Origin of the sequence: Amnibacterium flavum (assembly GCF_003097495.1) — a bacterium.
Taxonomy (GTDB): domain Bacteria; phylum Actinomycetota; class Actinomycetes; order Actinomycetales; family Microbacteriaceae; genus Naasia; species Naasia flava.
Window position 1 is genome coordinate 97218 of record NZ_QEOP01000005.1, and the last position, 17356, is coordinate 114573.

The window sequence follows — 17356 nt, forward strand, 5'->3', positions numbered from 1 at the left end:
CGACATCCGGGAGGCACCCAAGCTGCACCTTTGGTCTTGGCTCTCATCGCACTGGCCATCGTGGGGAGCGTGTGGGCGGCAGTTGACGTTGGCTCGCGCATGGATGGGGTGAACGGTGCGCTCCCTGCCGATCCGTTCGCGGTCACCCTCGGCCTGCTAAGCGGAACGGTTACCTGGCCCGCGTCAGCGACGGCGGTGCTGGCCGCCATCGCCGCCGTCATCCTCCTCCTGGGGTTGGGGGCAGGTTTCTTGCTCAGGGAGAGAGGGCAACGACGGACGGCGGTTGATGCCGCCGCGCCTCATATGGGTAAGGGCAAGCAGCTCCGATCTTTGAGCTTGGCTGGCGCTAAGGCGACTGCGGAGCGGTTGGGCGTGCAGAACTGGGTCGGCGTCTTCCTCGGGATCTCTGTCGCTGGTCGGCAGCGGTTGTACGCCTCGCCGGAGGACATGCTGACTTTGATCGCAGGCCCAAGGGTCGGGAAGTCCACGGCCTACGTCATCCCCGCCATCGCTGACGCGCCCGGCGCGGTGTTGACCACCTCTAACAAACGCGATGTCCTCGATGTGACGCGAGGGCTGCGCTCGAAGGTAGGCAACGTGTGGGTGTTCGATCCCCAACAGATCGCGGCAGAGCCCGCTAATTGGTGGTGGAACCCGCTCAGCTACGTCACTGACGATGTGAAAGCCGCAAAACTCGCCGCCCATTTCGCCTCAGGATCTCGAGCCTCGGACAGTCGCGGTGACGCGTACTTTGACGGCGCTGGGCAAGACCTCCTCGCCGGGTTCTTGCTAGCGGCAGCACTCGAGAACCTTCCGATCACGACCGCCTTCACGTGGACGACGAGTCCGGGCGACGACGAACCCGTGAGCATCCTGCGCCGCTTCGGCTACGACCAGATGGCCGACTCCGTTTCGGGGCACGTCAACGGCGAATCTCGGCGTCGGGACAGCGTTTATGGCACCGCATCACAGATGGCTGCCTGCCTCAAAGTCCGAGCAATCGCAAGGTGGGTCACCCCACAAGGTGACGAGCTCGATCGGCGACCTCAGTTCGATCCGCAGGCCTTCGCGCGCAGTAGCGACACTTTGTACAGCCTCTCGAAAGAAGGGCAAGGAACCGCTGGTCCTCTGGTGACCGCGCTGACTGCGGCGACCGTGGAAGCAGCCGAGGAGTACGCGACAAAACACTCTGGCGGGCGCCTCCCGGTACCGATGCTGGGGGTCCTGGATGAAGCCGCCAACGTGTGCCGCTGGAAGGACCTTCCCGATCTATACAGCCACTACGGCTCCCGCGGTGTGGTCCTAATGACCATTCTGCAGTCCTGGTCGCAGGGCACCCATGTCTGGGGACGCGACGGCATGCGGAAACTTTGGAGCGCCTCCAACGTCGCCATCTACGGGGGAGGTGTGAGGGAACCGGAGTTTCTCAACGAGCTGTCGCAGATGATCGGGGAGTTCGAACGCCACACCACCTCTACCAACGTTGGCCGCGGTACGAGGTCGTCCTCACACGCTTTACAGCGCGAACGTACGCTCGATGTCGCTGATCTAGGCGCTTTGCCACGGGGGAGGGCGGTGGTTCTCTCATCCGGCGCCCCTGCAACCCTCGTCATCACAATTCCCTGGATGCAAGGACCCCATGCCACGACTCTGACCGCTTCGCAACGCACCGACCAAGCGGCTCTTCCCGTTCCCAGACCAGGGGCGCGTCGGGATGAATGACGCACTCGACCAGTTCCGCGACGAACACTCTGTTGCTTCGGGCCATCGCAGATCTGCGGCGTTGGTGTACCAGTCGGCTGATGAGTTCGTCCGTGAGTACCTCCGGTATATGTACACCCGGCCGGTAGGTCCGGGTAATGCTCGCTATAGGTGGGCGGCCGACTGGTGGAGGTACCCGGAGGCCGTCGCGAGGATCGAAGCACTATGGCGCGCGTGGGAACACCTGCGGCAAGATGGCGCCACCGGCGCGAGTACTTGGTGGGCTGATCATGCAGACCACCACATGGGAGTTCTACTCAGCCCGGAAGGTCCATTCGCGCGCGCTAAGGACGCTAATCCGCCCGGCGAACCGCTCCCATACGTAGAACCACCAGAGGGCTGGTTTCCCTAGGGCATCTCCGTCGCTGGCGCCAGCAGTGGGGGGCGAGCGGGTGAACGCTGTGGGTGGATGCACAGCTCAAATTCCGCAACATGAGGCGCACGAGAGCTGAGGCGAGACCTCACCGAGAGCGTCCATCGTGACCGGACCGACTCCATATACCGAGCTAGCCACCATAGGTCCGAGGCGCGGTCAGCGGGGCACGCTTGAGCGCGAGGTGCTACGCGTCGGTTTTCGAAGGAACCATGAACTCGGGGAGTGTTCTCACGAGGGCGATGTCCCTCGAGCGTTCCCACGCCATCTCAAGTTCGTGGATGTGCTCTTCCATCACCGTCTCGATTAGAGCGTGATCGGCGCGCTGGATAGCAGCGAGCGTGCGCTGGTGGATGTCGATGACCCATTCCTGATTGTGGTGCTGGTGCGAGATGAGATCACGGGCCAACACGAGTTTGCCCTGCACGATGCCCATCAGCTGCACGATCGTCGAGTTATGGGTGGCACCGGCCATGCGGTGGTGGAAAAGGACGTCTTGCCCGTGGAACTTGTCGGTGTCCTCGCGATGGCTGCCGTCTGCAAGCATCTGGAGCTGGATATCTATGGTTTCCTGCATGCGCGCGAAGTCCTCTTCGCCTGCGTGCGCAGCAGCGAGATGGGCGACGCGCGGCTCGAACATGCGTCTCGCCTCAAGGACCCCTCGCACCTCTTCTCCTCGCATCTCCACCTTGGATTGAAGGAGATCAGGAGGGAGATTCGTCGACGCGACGAACATGCCGGGGGACGGCTGGCGGCGCACCTCTATGACGCCGACGTCCTCCAGCACTCGAATCGCTTCGCGAAGGGTCGGCCTACTTACCTGCATCTCGGTCGCGAGTTCGCGTTCGGAGGGGATGCGGTCGCCTACGCGAAGCACACCAAGCCGGATGCCTCGCGCGATCTGTTCGACCACCTGCTCGAAGGTGCGATAGGGGGTGATCGGCCGGAAATCATGCATGCCGTCCGCCCCTCTCTTACCAACTCGCCTGAGCGTAGCACTGCCAAGTTTGGTCATCGTTTGTTTCGTGATGGTAAACATTATTGACCAGACTCGGTAAATTGCTTGACGATCCTTTTCACCTGTTCCACTCTGCTTCAAGCGACGGAACGTCCGGTCGCGAAGGAGGAGACATGAGAGTCAATCGCGCGATCGCCACCTCAGTCTTGGCGGTGATGGCCTTGAGTGTCACCGCGTGCAGCAGTGGGGGTCCGTCCGCCGGGGATGCGTCCGATACCGGCGAGGATGTCGTGCGGATTGGCTTTTTCAATCCGATCGGCGCCAACGTGGTGACAGCAGCCAACCTGAAGGGCGTCGAAGACGAGGCGGCCAAGTGGGGCGCCACCGTCACCAGCCTTGATGCCAATTTCGACCAGGCGACGCAGATCAGTCAGATGCAGGACGCCATCGCGTCGCAGCAGTACGACGCATGGGTGGTCATGCCGGTCAACGGTGTCGCTGTCGCCGACACCGTCAAGCAGGCCATCGAGGCTGGCATTGTGGTCGTGGCGGACTGGAACAACATCGGGTCCGACCTCGCCTCCATCGAGCCGCAGGTCGAAGGAATCACCTCGGTCGTCGCGCAGCCGTTCGGCGACCAGGGTCAGTACATCGCCGAGGCGATCGTGTCGGGGTGCGAAGACATCGACCCCTGCGATGCCGTATACATGCCCGGGTCGTTCAACCAGAGGTCCGAGCAGGTACGCATCGACGCCCTGTCCGCCGTCATCGCGGACTACCCGAACATCGTCCTCCACACCTCGGCTGACGGGAACTTCGAGACTGCCGCCGCCCAGGCGGCCGCGAACGACACGATGCTCGCCATCCCGGGTGTCGACGTCTTCGCAACGCCCGGCGACCAGATGGCGCTCGGCATCGTGTCCGCGGTCGAGGACGCCGGACGTCAGGACGAGATCAAAGTCATCTCGGCGGGAACGAGCGAGAAGACGGTGCAGATGGTGCGTGACGGGAGCCTGTTCGCCGACATCGTGGCTCTGCCTTACAGCGAGGGTGTCTACTCGACGCGCTACGCCATCCAAGCCGTGCTCGGCGAAGGCGACGTCCCGCCGTTCCTCAACTCGCTCGACCTTTCGCCGATCGGTCCGATCGCGACGAAGGAAACCCTCAGCACGGGTGACGGCGTGGACTTTGTAGGAGAGTACGAGGGTTGAGTCTGATGATCAGACGTCCATTCGGGAGGGGCGCTTCGTTCAGGCCCCTCCCGGAGGCGGCCGGCGCCGGGGCGGCGGTTGAGTTGCGTGCGGTGACGAAGAAGTTCGGATCCGTGGAAGTGCTCCACGACCTGCACGCGACCTTCGAGGCCGGGCGCGTGCACGCACTCGTCGGGGAGAACGGAGCAGGGAAGTCGACCCTCGGCCGACTCATCGCCGGTGTGCACGCGGCGTCCTCCGGCGAGATCCTGATCGACACCAACCCGGTGCACTACAGCACACCTCGGCAGGCTCTCGCTGACGGGATCACGATGATCGCTCAGGAGCTGCTGCTCGTCCCGCGCCGTTCGGTGATCGAGAACGTCTTCCTCGGCACGTCAGGTGATGCCGTCACCCGCCGACGCCTCAGGCCCCGATACGAGGCGCTCTGCGAGACGGCCGGATTCCACCTGCCTCCTGATGTCGCGGTCGGCGATCTGCGTATCGCTGACCAGCAGAAGGTCGAAATCCTCCGCGCCATCGCGCGCGATGCGCGGCTCATCGTCATGGACGAACCGACCGCCAGCCTCACGGGGGCGGAGGCCGACCGTCTGCTCGACGTCATCCGCCTGCTCCGCGCTCAGGGCCGCACTGTGATTTTCGTCTCCCACTTCCTCTCCCAGGTGCTCGCCGTCGCCGACACCGTCACTGTCATGCGTGACGGGCACATCGTGCGCCAGGGCACGACCGGGGGAGAGACGGCGGACTCGCTGGTCGAGTCGATGCTCGGCAGATCACTCGACCAGACATTCAGCGCCCCGGCCCCTGTCGCCGATTCAGCGGCCACCGTGCTCGAGGTCGACGGCATCGTCGCCAACGGAAGCACGAAGCCGGTGTCGCTCACTGTGCGCGCGGGGGAGATCGTTGGCCTGGCCGGCCTCGTGGGCGCGGGCCGGACCGAGCTGGTGAGAGCCATCTTCGGCGCCGACCCCTCGCGCGGCGGACGGATCCGGATCGACGGCGTCGAGCGCCGTGTCCGACGTCCCGGGCCGGCCATCGCCGCGGGCATGGCGATGATCCCCGAATCTCGGAAGGACGACGGCCTGCTCCTCTTGGCGTCCATCCGGAGCAACGTGGCCCTTCCGCACCTTTCGGCACTGAGCGTCGCCGGTGTTCTTCGTCTCGGACGCGAGCGCCGGAGCACCGACGCGGCGATCAAGTCGGCTGGCGTACGAGGCGCGAGCCCAACCCAGTCCGTCTCCAGCCTCTCCGGTGGCAACCAGCAGAAGACGATGTTCGCCAAATGGCTGATGGGGTCGCCGCGCGTCCTCATCGTCGACGAGCCGTCCCGCGGCGTCGATGTCGGCTCGAGACAGACCATCTACGACCTCATCCGCCGATTCGCGGCCGACGGCAACGCCGTGCTCCTCGTCTCCTCGGAGATCGAGGAAGTGCTCGGCCTCTCCCACCGTGTGCTGGTGATGCGCGACGGCGCCATCCAGGCCGAACTAACCGGCACCGAAGCGACCGAGCAGGCAGTGCTCCGAGCTGCCTTCGGTGCCGCCGACACCACCGCGACGTCCGACGAAAGAGACCTGTCATGACCGCTACGACCACGCTCACCGAGACCCCCGAGGCCGCGGAGCCCACCCGGTCCTCCCGACACGTCATCGAACGCGTTCGCGACTATGGGATCGTCGCCGCCACCGGTCTGCTCGTGGTCGCGCTCGCTCTGCTCAGCCCCGTGTTCTTCACCGCCGCGAATATCGGCAATCTCCTCTTCCAGGCCACCTCGGTCGGGCTCATCGCTTGCGCAGGAACCCTGCTGCTCATCTCGGGCGGCTTCGATCTGTCCGTGGGAGCCAACTTCGCCTTCTCCGGAGTCGTCGCCGCCATGGCGGCATCGGTCCTGCCAGCTCCGATCGCGCTGGCGGCGGGTGCGCTGGTCGGAACGCTCATCGGCGCGTGCAACGGTCTGCTGGTCACCGTGGGACGCATTAATCCCCTGGTCGCAACGCTCGCCTCATCGATCGTCATCGGAGGCCTGGCGTTCCTTCTCACCCAGGGGCGCCTCATCAATGTCACGGACGAAGCATTCCGAGCCATCGGCACGGGTCGATTCCTCGGAATCTACCTGCAGACCTTCATCTGGATCGGCTTCGCGATTGTGTGCGGGCTGATCCTCGCCTTCACCGCGTTAGGTCGGCACATCTACGCCGTGGGCGGCAATGCCGAGGCCGCACGGCTCTCGGGCGTCCGCGTCACGACGGTGAGGACGGCCGCGTACGCCCTGTCAGGTTTGGCGGCGGGAATCGCCGGGGTGCTGTCCGCGTCCCAAGTGGCGACCGGGCAGGCGAACGTCGGAGCGTCACTCGCGCTCGGCTCCGTAGCGGCCATCGTCGTCGGCGGCACCTCCATGCTCGGCGGCGAAGGCGCAGTCTGGCGGACCGTGCTCGGCGTCCTGCTACTCGCCCTCATCAGCAACGGATTCAACCTCATGCAGGTCGACCCGATGTTCCAACAGATCGTCGAGGGCGTGATCATCCTCCTCGCCGTTGGCGTGGACGCCTGGGCGCGTCGCGGCAAATGACCCTACAGAAGGACACCCAATGAGAATCCACATCGTCGCCCCCATCACGACCCCCGGGCTGTCCGGGATTTCGGATTTCGCCCCCTATGCAAATCCCGAGACCTCACTGACCCACGACATCCTCGATTCCGGGCCAGCTTCGCTCGAATCGCGTTTCGATGAGGCACTCGCCGTCCCCGACCTCCTGCGCAAGTTCATCGTCGCGCGCGAGGAGGGCGCGGATGCCGCAGTGATCGACTGCATGACCGACCCCGGCATGGGTGCGGCCCGCGAGGCGACGGGAATGCTCGTTCTCGGGGCCGCGCAGACCTCGATCATGGTCGCCTCCCTCCTGGCGCACGACTTCTCGATCGTCACGACGAGCGCTGCGGTCGTGCCCGTACTGGCCGACCTGGTCACGGTGTACGGGCTCAGCGACAAACTCCGGTCGATTCGATCCGTCGAGGTTCCCGTACTCGATCTTCACGACGAGGAGCGCCTCCGGACCGCGCTCTTCGCGCAGTCCCTTGCTGCCGTCCGCGATGACGGAGCCCATGCCGTCGTGTTCGGATGCACAGGGATGCGGGGCTGGGCCGACGCGATTCGCGAGCACCTCGCAGCCGAGGGCTACCCGGGGATCCCGGTCATCGATCCGGCCCCCACAACGCTGAAGATCGCGGAGGCACTGTCCGAACTCGGCCTCGCGCCGTCACAGCGCAGCTACCCTGCGCCGACTCGGCGCACCGCGGTGGGGTATGAAGACCTGGCCTTGTCGGAGGCGCGGTGACGAGCGGCATCCGTGTCGGCATCGATGTCGGAGGCACCCACACCGACGCCGCCCTCCTGGACAATGGCCACGTCGTCGCGGTCCACAAGGACAGGACGACCGAGGATGTGACCTCGGGCATCGTGGCGGCACTGGCGACCCTGCTCGGTCAGAGCGGTTATTCGCCGACCGACCTCGAGGCCGTCATGGTCGGCACGACTCACTTCACGAACGCGTTCGTCGAGGCGCGCGACCTCGCCTCGGTCGCCGTTGTCCGCCTGGGCTATCCGGCCACCACCTCGGTTCCGCCCTTGAGCGACTGGCCGGAGACGCTTTCCGCGGCGATCCCGTGGGAATGGTTCCTTTGCCGCGGCGGTCGGGAGTTCGACGGGCGTCCGAGCACCGCTCTCGACGAGGCCGAGCTCATCGGAGTGGCCGACCGCATCCGTCGCGCCGGCCTCGAAACCGTGGCCCTCACGGGTGTCTTCGCGCCTCTTGAACCGAGCAGCGAGCGGGCCGCGGCTGCGGTGCTCGCGGCCCATCTGCCGGGAATCCCGATCACTGTGTCGTCAGATCTTGGGCAGCTCGGGTTCCTGGCTCGAGAGAACGCGGCAGTCATCAACTCGTCTCTTCGTCTGCTCGCTCGTTCCACGGTGGCGGCCATCCACTCCGCCATGACGGAGATCGGGGTGCAGGCACCCGTTTACATGAGCCAGAACGACGGCACCCTCGCTGATCTCGCGACCACACGTCGCTTCCCTGTCTCCACTTTCACCTCCGGCCCGACCAATTCACTCCGGGGCGCCGCATTCCTCTCGGGCCTGAGCGATTGCACGGTCGTCGATGTGGGCGGGACGACCGCTGACATCGGCGTCGTCGCGGATGGGTTCCCTCGTGAAACGTCCACCACCGCTGAGATCGGCGGCGTCGCCACCAACTTCCGCCTGCCCGACGTGGTCTCCCTGCCCATCGGCGGGGGGAGTGTCGTCGAGCCCGACAGTGAGAGACCGATCAGCCGACGCAGCGTCGGCCACCGGCTGTTGGAGCGCGCACTCGTCTTCGGCGGCGACACTCTCACCGCGACCGATCTCGCGGTAGCGGGCGGACGCGCGCGTATCGGGGATCCCGCCCGCGTCCGGGACCTTCCTGCCGACCTCGTAAGCCGCGGCTTTCGCCAGATAGACGATGATGTCGCCGCGGCCGTCGACCGGGCGCAGCTGCGGGCGGGCCGCCCCGCGGTGGTGCTCGCCGGGGGCGGCTCGATCCTCGTCTCCGACTCCCTCGCCGGGATCGGACGAGTCATCCGACCCGATCATCTCGCCGTGGCCAACGCGATCGGAGCCGCCACCGGCGAGATCGGTGCAACGGTCGAACGGCTCCTGGAATACACCGACTCCGAACGCGCATCGGCCATGGCCGCCGTCACGGAAGCCGCACGCGCGCAAGCGCGGGCGTTGGGCGCCGACCAGGCGGGCCTTCGGGTCGTAGATATCGAGGAGTCCGTCGTCCCTTACCTCGGCGGTGGGCGATTCCGCGTTCGGGTGCGTGTGGTCGGGCCGCTGGAAGGAAAGGAAGCCGGTGTACCAACTCACTGAGCATGATCTGGGTGACATCGCGATCGGGGCTGCGCTGCTCGGTACGGGAGGAGGAGGCGATCCCGCTCTCGGTCGTCTCATCGCGCGCGAGGCGCTGCGCCGGCACGGCCCCGTCACGGTCGTCACTCCCGAAGAACTCGCCCCCGACAGCCTCGTGCTGCCGGTCGCGACGATGGGTGCACCGACAGCCGCGAACGAGAAGCTCCCCTCGCTCGAGCCGGTCGAGGAGCTCATCCGGGCCTTCGCCGATGCCGCCGGTCGACGACCCACGCACCTGATGCCGATCGAGATCGGTGGCATCGCCGCACTTATCCCGATCGCCATCGCCGCGCAGTTGGGGCTACCGCTCGTCGACGCCGACATGATGGGCCGCGCCTTCCCGGAACTTCAGATGGTGATCCCCTCGCTCGCCGGGGTCTCGGCGACGCCGATGGTCCTGGCCGACGAGTTCGCGAACACGGTGGTGCTGAGGTCCGACGACAACGCTCACACCGAACGCCTTGCCCGCGCAGTCTGCGTGGCCATGGGTGCCGCAGCTCTCATCGCTCTCTACCCGGTCGACGCGGAACAGGTGCTCGCGCACACGATCGCCGGCTCGCTCAGCCGGGCAGCGGATCTCGGGGCGCTCGTCCGGAACGCATCGCGCGACCATCAGGATGCCGCCGCTGCCGTGGCGGAGCGGATCGAGGGCACGGTGGTCTTCGAGGGCAAGGTCATCGACCTTCAGCGACGTACCGAAGGAGGGTTCACGTTCGTTCGCACCCTCCTCGAGGGAACAGGGCCCAGCCTCGGCCGGACCGCAGAGATCGAGAGTCAGAACGAGCACCTCCTCATCCGCACGGCGGATGCGACTCTGGCTACGACGCCGGATCTCATCATCATCGTCGATGCGGCATCGGGCCTGGCGGTTACCACAGAGGCGCTGCGGTACGGGGTGCGGACCCGCGTCATTGCGGCCCCGTGCGATCCGCGCTACCGCACCGAAGGCGCTCTTGCCGTCGTCGGCCCCCGCGCGTTCGGCTACGACGAGGACTTCGTGAGCATCGTGGACCGCGTCAAGGAGCGCGTGGCATGAGCGCTGCGCTGGTCAATCACCTGTCTTCGCTCGCTGAAGAGGCATCGTGGTGATCGTCATGACCGAAGAGCGGTCGGCGAGTCTGGTCTCGGAGGAGTTGGCGCTCGAGGCAGCGCGGCTGGCATTGACCTCGGTGGGTGGCTCGACGCCTTTCCCCGTCGTGGTCGGATTCGTGGCCGGCACGCAGAACCGCTTCACGATCAAGTCGGGCTCCGCATCCGGTCTTTCAGGCGCGAAGATCGGCAGTTTCTGGCCGAATAATGCGGCTGCGGGTTTACCTCGGCACAGCTCGACGGTCATCCTGCTCGATGAATCCACCGGACGCGTGGCCGCTGTCGTCGAAGCCGGCGCCGGCAACGCGTATCGCACGGCAGCAGCGGACGCGGTCGCCGTCGAGATCCTTGCCCGCCGGGATGCCCGGATCCTCGCGGTCCTCGGCACCGGCAACCAGGCCCGGTACGAGGCGCGTGCCGTCGCCCGCGTTCGACCGATCGACGAGATCCTCATCGCCGGCCGCAACCGAGCAGCGGCGGAGGCCCTGGCCGCGCGGGTGCACGTCGAGACCGGCGTGCGGGCGCGAGCCGCGGGGGTGGAAGAGGCGTGCGGGGAGGCGGACATCATCGCGACGGTCACCACCGCGAGGGAACCGTTGTTCGACGCAGAGTGGATTCGCCCCGGTACGCACGTGTCGGCGATGGGAGCCGACGGACCCGGGAAGCAGGAACTGCCTTCCGGCTTGTACGCGTCTGCGCGGCTCTTCTGCGATGTCATCGACCAATCCCGCAGCATCGGCGAGTTCCAGCACGCACCGCACGGCGTGGCGATCACGACGCTCGGCGACGTGTTGAACGGCGTCGGGGTAGGGCGAACAGGCGACGAGGAGATAACCGTGTTCGACAGCTCGGGATTCGCGCTTCAGGACCTCACCTTGGCTGACGCCCTGATCAGTCGTGCCGACAACGAGAGGACCCGTACATGACCTACGCCGACACGATGGGACCCGATCCATTCGCCGACGTCGCGCTCGTCGAGCGCTCGGGCGCGCTGCATCCGCTCACCGACCGGCGCTGGCGGGGCGACGACGGCGCACCGCTGGCACTCACTCCGATCCGGGGTCTGACGCCGACCGACATCGACGCGAGCGAGCGCTCCCTGTGGCGATACGCTCGCGCCCTGCCCGTCGAGCGGTCGTACCGCATCAGCCTCGGAGAGGGCTTCACTCCCCTGATCGACGTCCCTTGGGGCGCAGGCGACGTCCGATTCAAACTTGAATGGTTCAATCCCACATCGAGTTTCAAGGACCGGGGCGTCTCCGTGATGATGTCGCACCTGCGCAGCCAGGGTGCCACGCACGTCCTCGAGGACAGCTCCGGCAACGGCGGATCCGCGGTCGCCTGCTACGCCGCCGCGGCAGGGGTAGCGGCGAAGATCATCGTTCCCGAAGCCACCTCGCCCGCGAAGATCATGCAGGCCCGCTCCTTCGGGGCTGAGATCGAACTCGTCGCCGGAACCCGTGACGAGGTCTCCGACGAGGCGATCCGCCAGTCGGAGACGATCCCGTACGCGAGCCACAACTGGCATCCCTTCTTCCTGCAGGGCGTCAAGACGATCGCCTACGAGATCTGGGAGCAGCTCGGATTCCGGGCACCGGACAACGTCGTGCTCGTCGCGGGCGCCGGGAGCAACATCCTTGGCTGCGACCTGGCGTTCCGGGAATTACTCGATGCAGGCCAGATCCAGCGGCTGCCGCGTCTGCTGGTTGGCCAGCCGGAGCACTGGGGCACCATCTCCGACGCGATTAACGGCATCGACCCCGCATCTCGCGGTGAGCGCGTCCCGACGATCGCGGAGGGTGCATCGATTGCTCGCCCCATTCGGCTTCCCGAGGCCGTCGCCGCTGTCCGCCGCTCCGGCGGTGCGGCCGTGTCGGTCTCGGACGACGAGATCCGGGCGTCCGTGCGTTCCCTGACTGCTCGCGGACTCTACGCGGAACCCACCAGCGCGGTCGCGGCAGCCGCACTGGACCGCTTCCTTGCAGCCGGCGAGATATCGCCCGATCAGACCACGGTGGTGATCCTCACCGGATCCGGACTGAAATCGGCCGACCGCATGACCACGATCTTCGATGAGGGCCGTTCGTGATCGACGCCGAAGAAATCCTCCTCCTCGCCACGGGAGGCACAATCGACAAGGTCTACGGCCTTCGCGGGGAACTCGAGATCGGCCCACCAGCGGCCGCCGCACTCCTGGCAGCGGCGGGAATCGAAATCTCGATCGAAAGCATCCTCTCCAAAGATTCCCTCACCCTCACCGATGTTGATCGAGCGACGATCGTCAATCACGTGCGTAGCCGACAGGCGACCAAGCTACTCATCACTCACGGCACGGACACGATGACGGATACCGCTGCTGCTTTACTCGAGAGCGGAGTCGTTGCCGACCGAACCGTTGTTCTGACGGGAGCCATGCGGCCAGCATCGATGATCGGCAGTGATGCCGCTTTCAACCTCGGCGCCGCAATCATCGCCGCGCGGACCTTGCCGGCAGGGGTGTACATCGTCATGCACGGGACAGTCTTCGCTGCCAATGCCGTCGCCAAAAGTCATTCCGCAGGACGATTCGTTCCGGTATCGCACTGAGGGCAAAGACCAGGTCCGGGGTCGTTCTACCCCACGAACGTGGCGGGGTCGGCTTCGATGCGCCCACTGCGAAGGCCGTAGCCGCCGGCGCCACCATGGGCGAGATCGCCGAAGCATCATGGGTGGCCTCAGCCATTCGCGTAGGCGGCGGGTTCGCCCATGGTCGCATGGCGTTCAGGTTCGCCAAGGCGCTCACCCACTGAGCCGATCACCCAGCCATCGCGCCGCGCGTCTAAAACCCGACGCGGGCTCAGAGGATCTCTTACGCATGCCATGCAAGCTAAATCGATCATCCAAACGGGCTTTTGATCAGGTGTAACGTTTGACCGATAATAACTATTATGTCAGATTCGTGACAACCATCGATGTCTCCGCTTCCGCCGCTGGGATTCTCGCGTCACCCGCGAGGACACATTCATCTCGATGCTGCACACTCCCCCGCGAGGATCAGCCCTATCGGCTGAGACCAGCGGCAGGCGCCAGGTTGGCACGCTCAAACTGTTCGTCTTCGTACAGAGAGATGATGTGTTTGCCGCGAAAACGCAGCCTTGAGCCGTAGTGCACTCCCCACACGACGGCGGGCTGATTGGCGAGTGTCCCCCAGTATCGGTCGCCCTTCACCTTGGTGACCTCGACCCACATGCGCTCTCCGCCTTCACGGAAGCTGTCGAAGCCAACCTTCACTAGATCTCCGACACGGATTTGGTCTTTGTGGCGCTGTTCTGGAATCTCGAATGTGTCGGGAGCCATCGCGTTCATCGCTATGCCGTCCATGTACTCCCATCGATCCCAAAGTCGACCGCGACCCGCGTCAATCACACGGCCACCGAGCCCGTCCATCAAGCTACGCTCCACCTGCTGCGCGACCCACAATGGCTGGTCCCACCGGGGCACCACGTAGAGCTCAGCGATCATTTCTCGTCGCTTAGGGTCTTCCTTTTCGAAACAGAGTGAAGCAAGCCGAAGAACGAGGCCAGGGGCGATGCCCCAGACAACAAGCACCAGGGTCCCGATGGATATCAGCGCGGCCAGCGGCGTGGTTGACAGGAGGTCCACAATCTCGGTCACAATGCCACCGGCCTCAGCTGGACCGCCACGAACCGGCGATCATGCGCAGCCTTCGCGGCGACTGCTCCCAGCTGCTCGAGCCCGTATTGACTGATCGTGTAATAGCGACGAGGCGGGCGTTTTGTCGTTATCTCCACGGGGTCCTCCCAACCGTCGTCGAGCCAGCCTTCGTCGTACAACCGACCAAGTAGCGGATACAGAACCCCGGAGCGGATGCCAGTGGACTTGGACAGGTCGTAGCCCCAATGGCGCTTTTCCGGTGCCGTCAGAAGTTCGGCAGCGACGGCCACGAGGTTCGGCGTGAGCTTCATACCGAAAACATACCTAGGTAGGTTTCGACATAGGTCTATCTAGTGCGGCGTGTCGGCGGTGACCCTCATAGTGATCTCGGCGACCTGTCCGCAGGTGACACGAATGGAGTGATCCCAATGCTGTATCTATTGATGCCCACCGGAGAAGCGAGGTGGCTCGATCTTCCTCGCTCGATCAGCGCATCATTTGCTTTGGAGAACGACCTTGATTTGGAGACCTTCGACTGGAAGCCAGCTGAGCTAAAAGTTGACGCGACGCTCGTGCGCCTCGCGGTCCGCTTCGGCCTACCCGTGCGCAGCGGCTTGGTCGTCGACGGAGGCACTGTCGGCGAGTACGTGCGAGTCGGCCAGATGATCAAGACGCATCATGACGCCGATTCAGCTCACACGCGTCTCGAGGAAGTGAACGGTCCCATGATGGAAGCCTTGTTGCCGGGGTGGACCGAGCAAACCCGCGAGTTGAACGCACGGGTTGACACCAGTGTCGAGGCCGCGATCTCGGAGGCCGTGAAAGAAGTCGACGCCCAACTCGCGCAGGCCCCAAAATCAGAACTCGCAAGCCACTGGCGCAGTCTGGGCGGCTATCTGCCCGACCCTCTCTAGCTAGACATCGGTTGCATGGGCAAGCCTCTGGGTGAAGGCGTCCGAATCCAATCCGTAGCGCTGACTCGTTCTGTGAGGCCGTGAATGCGGCGCGCGATTTCGTCGAACGCCGCATCGAAGGCTGCGTCGGTTCCTGCCGGAACGGGATCTGGGATCGACCAGTGCAGTGCGCCGGTGCCGAGTTCTTCGTGAGCGGAGTCACAGACGGTGATAACGAGGTCGGTGTCGTCGGCAATATCGCCGAGAGACTGTGGTGCGAGATCGGGGAGCTCGATTCCGTGCCGTTTAGCGGTTGCAATCGCGCCTGAGGCGATTTTTTCGGCGGGACGGGTGCCTGCCGAGACGGCGGGGATGCTGCTTGTTCGCCGCCATAGCTCGGCGGCGATCTGAGATCGGGCGGAGTTGGCGGTACAGACGAATAGCACCCGTCGGGCAGCTGCTCCCGCTGACGGTCCTAGCCCTTCCAGGCCGACGGGTTCGAGTCGAACGTAGCTGCGCCGCTTGTCCGCTTCCGAGCGGTGACGGCTGATGATTCCTTCTCGCTCGAGCACTCCGAGGTGGTGAGAGACCAGGTTCGAGGGCATGCCGAGCCGGTCTTGCAGTTCGCGGGGTGAGAGGTCGCCGAGGGTGAGTAGGTCCACGATGCGAAGCCGTGCCGGGTCGGCGAGGGCGGCGTGCTTCGCAGCCCGCACCTCGAGGGAATTTCGCTCTTTGTTCATTGACTCAATCTTGACTGAGTGAACGCCAGCGGTCAAGATGGGCCAGCCATGACTTCTCACCGTTCTCCGCTGCTGCGCCAACTGGCCTCCGAGTTTCTCGGGACCGGCCTGCTTGTCACGGTCGTCGTCGGCTCCGGCATTGCCGCCCAAAACCTGTCGCCTGCGGACACCGGACTGCAGCTGCTGGAGAACTCGACGACCACCGCTATCGGGTTGACAGTGCTGATTCTCGCGCTTGGGCCGATATCTGGCGCTCACTTCAATCCGGTGGTGTCCGCCGTTGATTGGGTACTTGGTCGGCGACACGGCGCCGGTCTCCGACCGGTCGAGCTTGCGGGTTTCGTTGTAGTTCAGATCGTCGGGGCGATCGGTGGCGCTGTTCTCGCCAATGCGATGTTCGAGGTTCCGGCAGCGATCGCGACGACAGACCGGGTCACAACCGGTCACCTGCTCGGTGAGGTTGTCGCAACCGCGGGACTGATCTTCCTGATCTTCGCGTTGGCGCGGAGCGATCGGGGCGCATGGGCGGCACCGGCGGTTGGCGCCTACATCGGCGCGGCCTACTGGTTCACCAGCTCCACCTCGTTCGCGAACCCTGCCGTCACGATTGGTCGCGTCTTCTCTGACACATTCGCCGGCATCGCCCCCACCTCGGTTCTTCCCTATATCGGCGCGCAGCTCGTGGGCGCCGCGGTCGGCGCTGCCCTGATCGTGCTGCTCTATCCCCTAGTCGGCCGTGCCGCCGGCGCAGCGGTCATCCCTTCTTCCATCAGTTCCACCTCCTGAAAGGGCCATCACCCATGCATCTCGTCGCCATCGGCGGCAGCGACGCCGGCATCTCTGCCGCGCTCCGCGCCCGCGAACTCGACCCGTCCGTTGAGGTGACCGTCGTCGTCGCCGACGCGTACCCGAACTTCTCGATCTGCGGGATCCCCTACTACTTCTCCCGAGAAGTCCAGCCGTGGCAATCCCTCGCCCACCGCACCCACGCGGATCTTGAGGCCACGGGGATGCAGTTGCGACTCAATACCTTCGCCACCGGCATCGACGTCGCCGGGCAGAGCTTGACCGTCCGAGCGGAAAACGGCGTTGAGGAGCAGATCAGCTACGACGAGCTCGTGGTCGGCACCGGCGCCCTGCCTTCCTTCGCGGGGATCGCGGGTCTCGGAACGTTGGGGCCTGACGATGGCGTGCATGTCATCCACTCGATGGGTGACACCTTCGCTCTCGACCGACACCTCGAAGACCGCGACCCGAAGACCGCCATCATCGTCGGCGCCGGCTACGTCGGACTCGAGATGGCCGAGGCGCTCACCGTGCGCGGCCTGCAGGTCACCCAGATCCAGCGCGGACCCGAGGTTCTCTCCACCCTCGATCCCGAACTCGGCGCCCTGGTTCACCGAGAACTCACCGACCACCACGTTGAAGTCCTCGCCGGCACCACCATCGTGGAGGTCGAGAAACACGCCGAGGGCTTGGTGGTGCATGGTCACCAACACGGCGAACAGATCAGCAGGACCGCCGATCTGGTTCTGGTTGTTGTCGGGGTGCGCCCCAACACCGACCTGCTCGAGCGTGCCGGCGCCACCCTGGGCGCTGGCGGCGCCGTCGTGGTCGATGAGGCCATGCGCACCGGGCTGCCCCACGTCTGGTCAGCAGGCGACGGGGTCGTGACCCACCACCGCCTGATGGGTGTCACCTACCTCCCGTTGGGTACCACCGCGCACAA

18 protein-coding genes are annotated in these 17356 nt (G+C 65.3%); 14 read left to right on the forward strand and 4 right to left on the reverse strand.

The features are described 5' to 3' along the window. Positions 1 to 36 precede the first annotated feature (36 nt). Complete coding sequence (locus DDQ50_RS16445) at positions 37 to 1722, forward strand: type IV secretory system conjugative DNA transfer family protein (protein WP_240614489.1); 1686 nt, start codon at positions 37 to 39, stop codon at positions 1720 to 1722. After that, a complete protein-coding gene (locus DDQ50_RS16450; RefSeq protein ID WP_116757886.1) occupies positions 1715 to 2113 on the forward strand; it encodes a DUF4913 domain-containing protein in 399 nt (132 codons plus the stop codon). The genes DDQ50_RS16445 and DDQ50_RS16450 overlap by 8 nt, the downstream gene beginning before the upstream one ends. Positions 2114 to 2321: 208 nt before the next feature. Here the strand turns inward: DDQ50_RS16450 and DDQ50_RS16455 are convergent, their stop codons facing one another. Further along, positions 2322 to 3173, reverse strand: a complete 852-nt coding sequence (locus DDQ50_RS16455; RefSeq protein WP_205663688.1) for a FadR/GntR family transcriptional regulator — start codon at positions 3171 to 3173, stop codon at positions 2322 to 2324. Positions 3174 to 3265: 92 nt separating this feature from the next. Between DDQ50_RS16455 and DDQ50_RS16460 the strand changes: the two genes are divergently transcribed. The 9 genes from DDQ50_RS16460 to DDQ50_RS16500 all read left to right on the forward strand — a co-directional run bounded on the left by DDQ50_RS16460 (position 3266) and on the right by DDQ50_RS16500 (position 12926). Further along, complete coding sequence (locus DDQ50_RS16460; protein WP_116757887.1) at positions 3266 to 4303, forward strand: sugar ABC transporter substrate-binding protein; 1038 nt, start codon at positions 3266 to 3268, stop codon at positions 4301 to 4303. A gap of 92 nt (positions 4304 to 4395) precedes the next feature. Next, the gene (locus DDQ50_RS16465) at positions 4396 to 5886 is read left to right on the forward strand and encodes a sugar ABC transporter ATP-binding protein (protein WP_205663689.1); all 1491 of its coding nucleotides are present in this window, start codon (positions 4396 to 4398) and stop codon (positions 5884 to 5886) included. Continuing rightward, complete coding sequence (locus DDQ50_RS16470) at positions 5883 to 6872, forward strand: ABC transporter permease (RefSeq protein ID WP_116757889.1); 990 nt, start codon at positions 5883 to 5885, stop codon at positions 6870 to 6872. Before DDQ50_RS16465 ends, DDQ50_RS16470 begins: the two co-directional genes overlap by 4 nt. A gap of 19 nt (positions 6873 to 6891) precedes the next feature. Next, a complete protein-coding gene (locus tag DDQ50_RS16475) occupies positions 6892 to 7638 on the forward strand; it encodes an aspartate/glutamate racemase family protein (RefSeq protein WP_116757890.1) in 747 nt (248 codons plus the stop codon). Next, on the forward strand, positions 7635 to 9212 hold the full coding sequence (locus DDQ50_RS16480; protein ID WP_240614490.1) for a hydantoinase/oxoprolinase family protein: 1578 nt from the start codon (positions 7635 to 7637) through the stop codon (positions 9210 to 9212). The genes DDQ50_RS16475 and DDQ50_RS16480 overlap by 4 nt, the downstream gene beginning before the upstream one ends. After that, positions 9196 to 10287, forward strand: a complete 1092-nt coding sequence (locus DDQ50_RS16485) for a DUF917 domain-containing protein (RefSeq protein ID WP_116757891.1) — start codon at positions 9196 to 9198, stop codon at positions 10285 to 10287. The genes DDQ50_RS16480 and DDQ50_RS16485 overlap by 17 nt, the downstream gene beginning before the upstream one ends. A 46-nt stretch (positions 10288 to 10333) precedes the next feature. Beyond that, a complete protein-coding gene (locus DDQ50_RS16490; protein WP_205663690.1) occupies positions 10334 to 11266 on the forward strand; it encodes an ornithine cyclodeaminase family protein in 933 nt (310 codons plus the stop codon). Further along, the gene (locus tag DDQ50_RS16495) at positions 11263 to 12429 is read left to right on the forward strand and encodes a threonine synthase (protein WP_205663691.1); all 1167 of its coding nucleotides are present in this window, start codon (positions 11263 to 11265) and stop codon (positions 12427 to 12429) included. Before DDQ50_RS16490 ends, DDQ50_RS16495 begins: the two co-directional genes overlap by 4 nt. Then, positions 12426 to 12926, forward strand: coding sequence for an asparaginase domain-containing protein (locus DDQ50_RS16500; protein ID WP_205663693.1), 501 nt, complete (start codon positions 12426 to 12428; stop codon positions 12924 to 12926). The genes DDQ50_RS16495 and DDQ50_RS16500 overlap by 4 nt, the downstream gene beginning before the upstream one ends. Before the next feature lie 453 nt (positions 12927 to 13379). On the opposite strand, the gene DDQ50_RS16510 is transcribed toward DDQ50_RS16500, so the two are convergent. Beyond that, positions 13380 to 13994 (reverse strand): hypothetical protein, encoded by a 615-nt coding sequence (locus DDQ50_RS16510; protein WP_116757893.1) that lies wholly within the window; start codon positions 13992 to 13994, stop codon positions 13380 to 13382. Beyond that, on the reverse strand, positions 13991 to 14305 hold the full coding sequence (locus DDQ50_RS16515; protein ID WP_116757894.1) for a PadR family transcriptional regulator: 315 nt from the start codon (positions 14303 to 14305) through the stop codon (positions 13991 to 13993). Before DDQ50_RS16515 ends, DDQ50_RS16510 begins: the two co-directional genes overlap by 4 nt. Before the next feature lie 117 nt (positions 14306 to 14422). Between DDQ50_RS16515 and DDQ50_RS16520 the strand changes: the two genes are divergently transcribed. Next, positions 14423 to 14908: a hypothetical protein gene (locus DDQ50_RS16520; RefSeq protein ID WP_116757895.1), complete on the forward strand. Its 486-nt coding sequence runs from the start codon at positions 14423 to 14425 to the stop codon at positions 14906 to 14908. Here the strand turns inward: DDQ50_RS16520 and DDQ50_RS16525 are convergent. Further along, complete coding sequence (locus tag DDQ50_RS16525) at positions 14905 to 15627, reverse strand: arsenate reductase/protein-tyrosine-phosphatase family protein (protein WP_116757896.1); 723 nt, start codon at positions 15625 to 15627, stop codon at positions 14905 to 14907. The two genes, DDQ50_RS16520 and DDQ50_RS16525, sit on opposite strands and share 4 nt — an antisense overlap. Before the next feature lie 48 nt (positions 15628 to 15675). On the opposite strand from DDQ50_RS16525, the gene DDQ50_RS16530 reads away from it, so the two are divergent. Continuing rightward, positions 15676 to 16413 (forward strand): aquaporin, encoded by a 738-nt coding sequence (locus DDQ50_RS16530; protein ID WP_116757897.1) that lies wholly within the window; start codon positions 15676 to 15678, stop codon positions 16411 to 16413. A gap of 14 nt (positions 16414 to 16427) precedes the next feature. After that, the coding region (locus DDQ50_RS16535; protein WP_116757898.1) for an NAD(P)/FAD-dependent oxidoreductase at positions 16428 to 17356 on the forward strand (929 nt) is incomplete at its 3' end.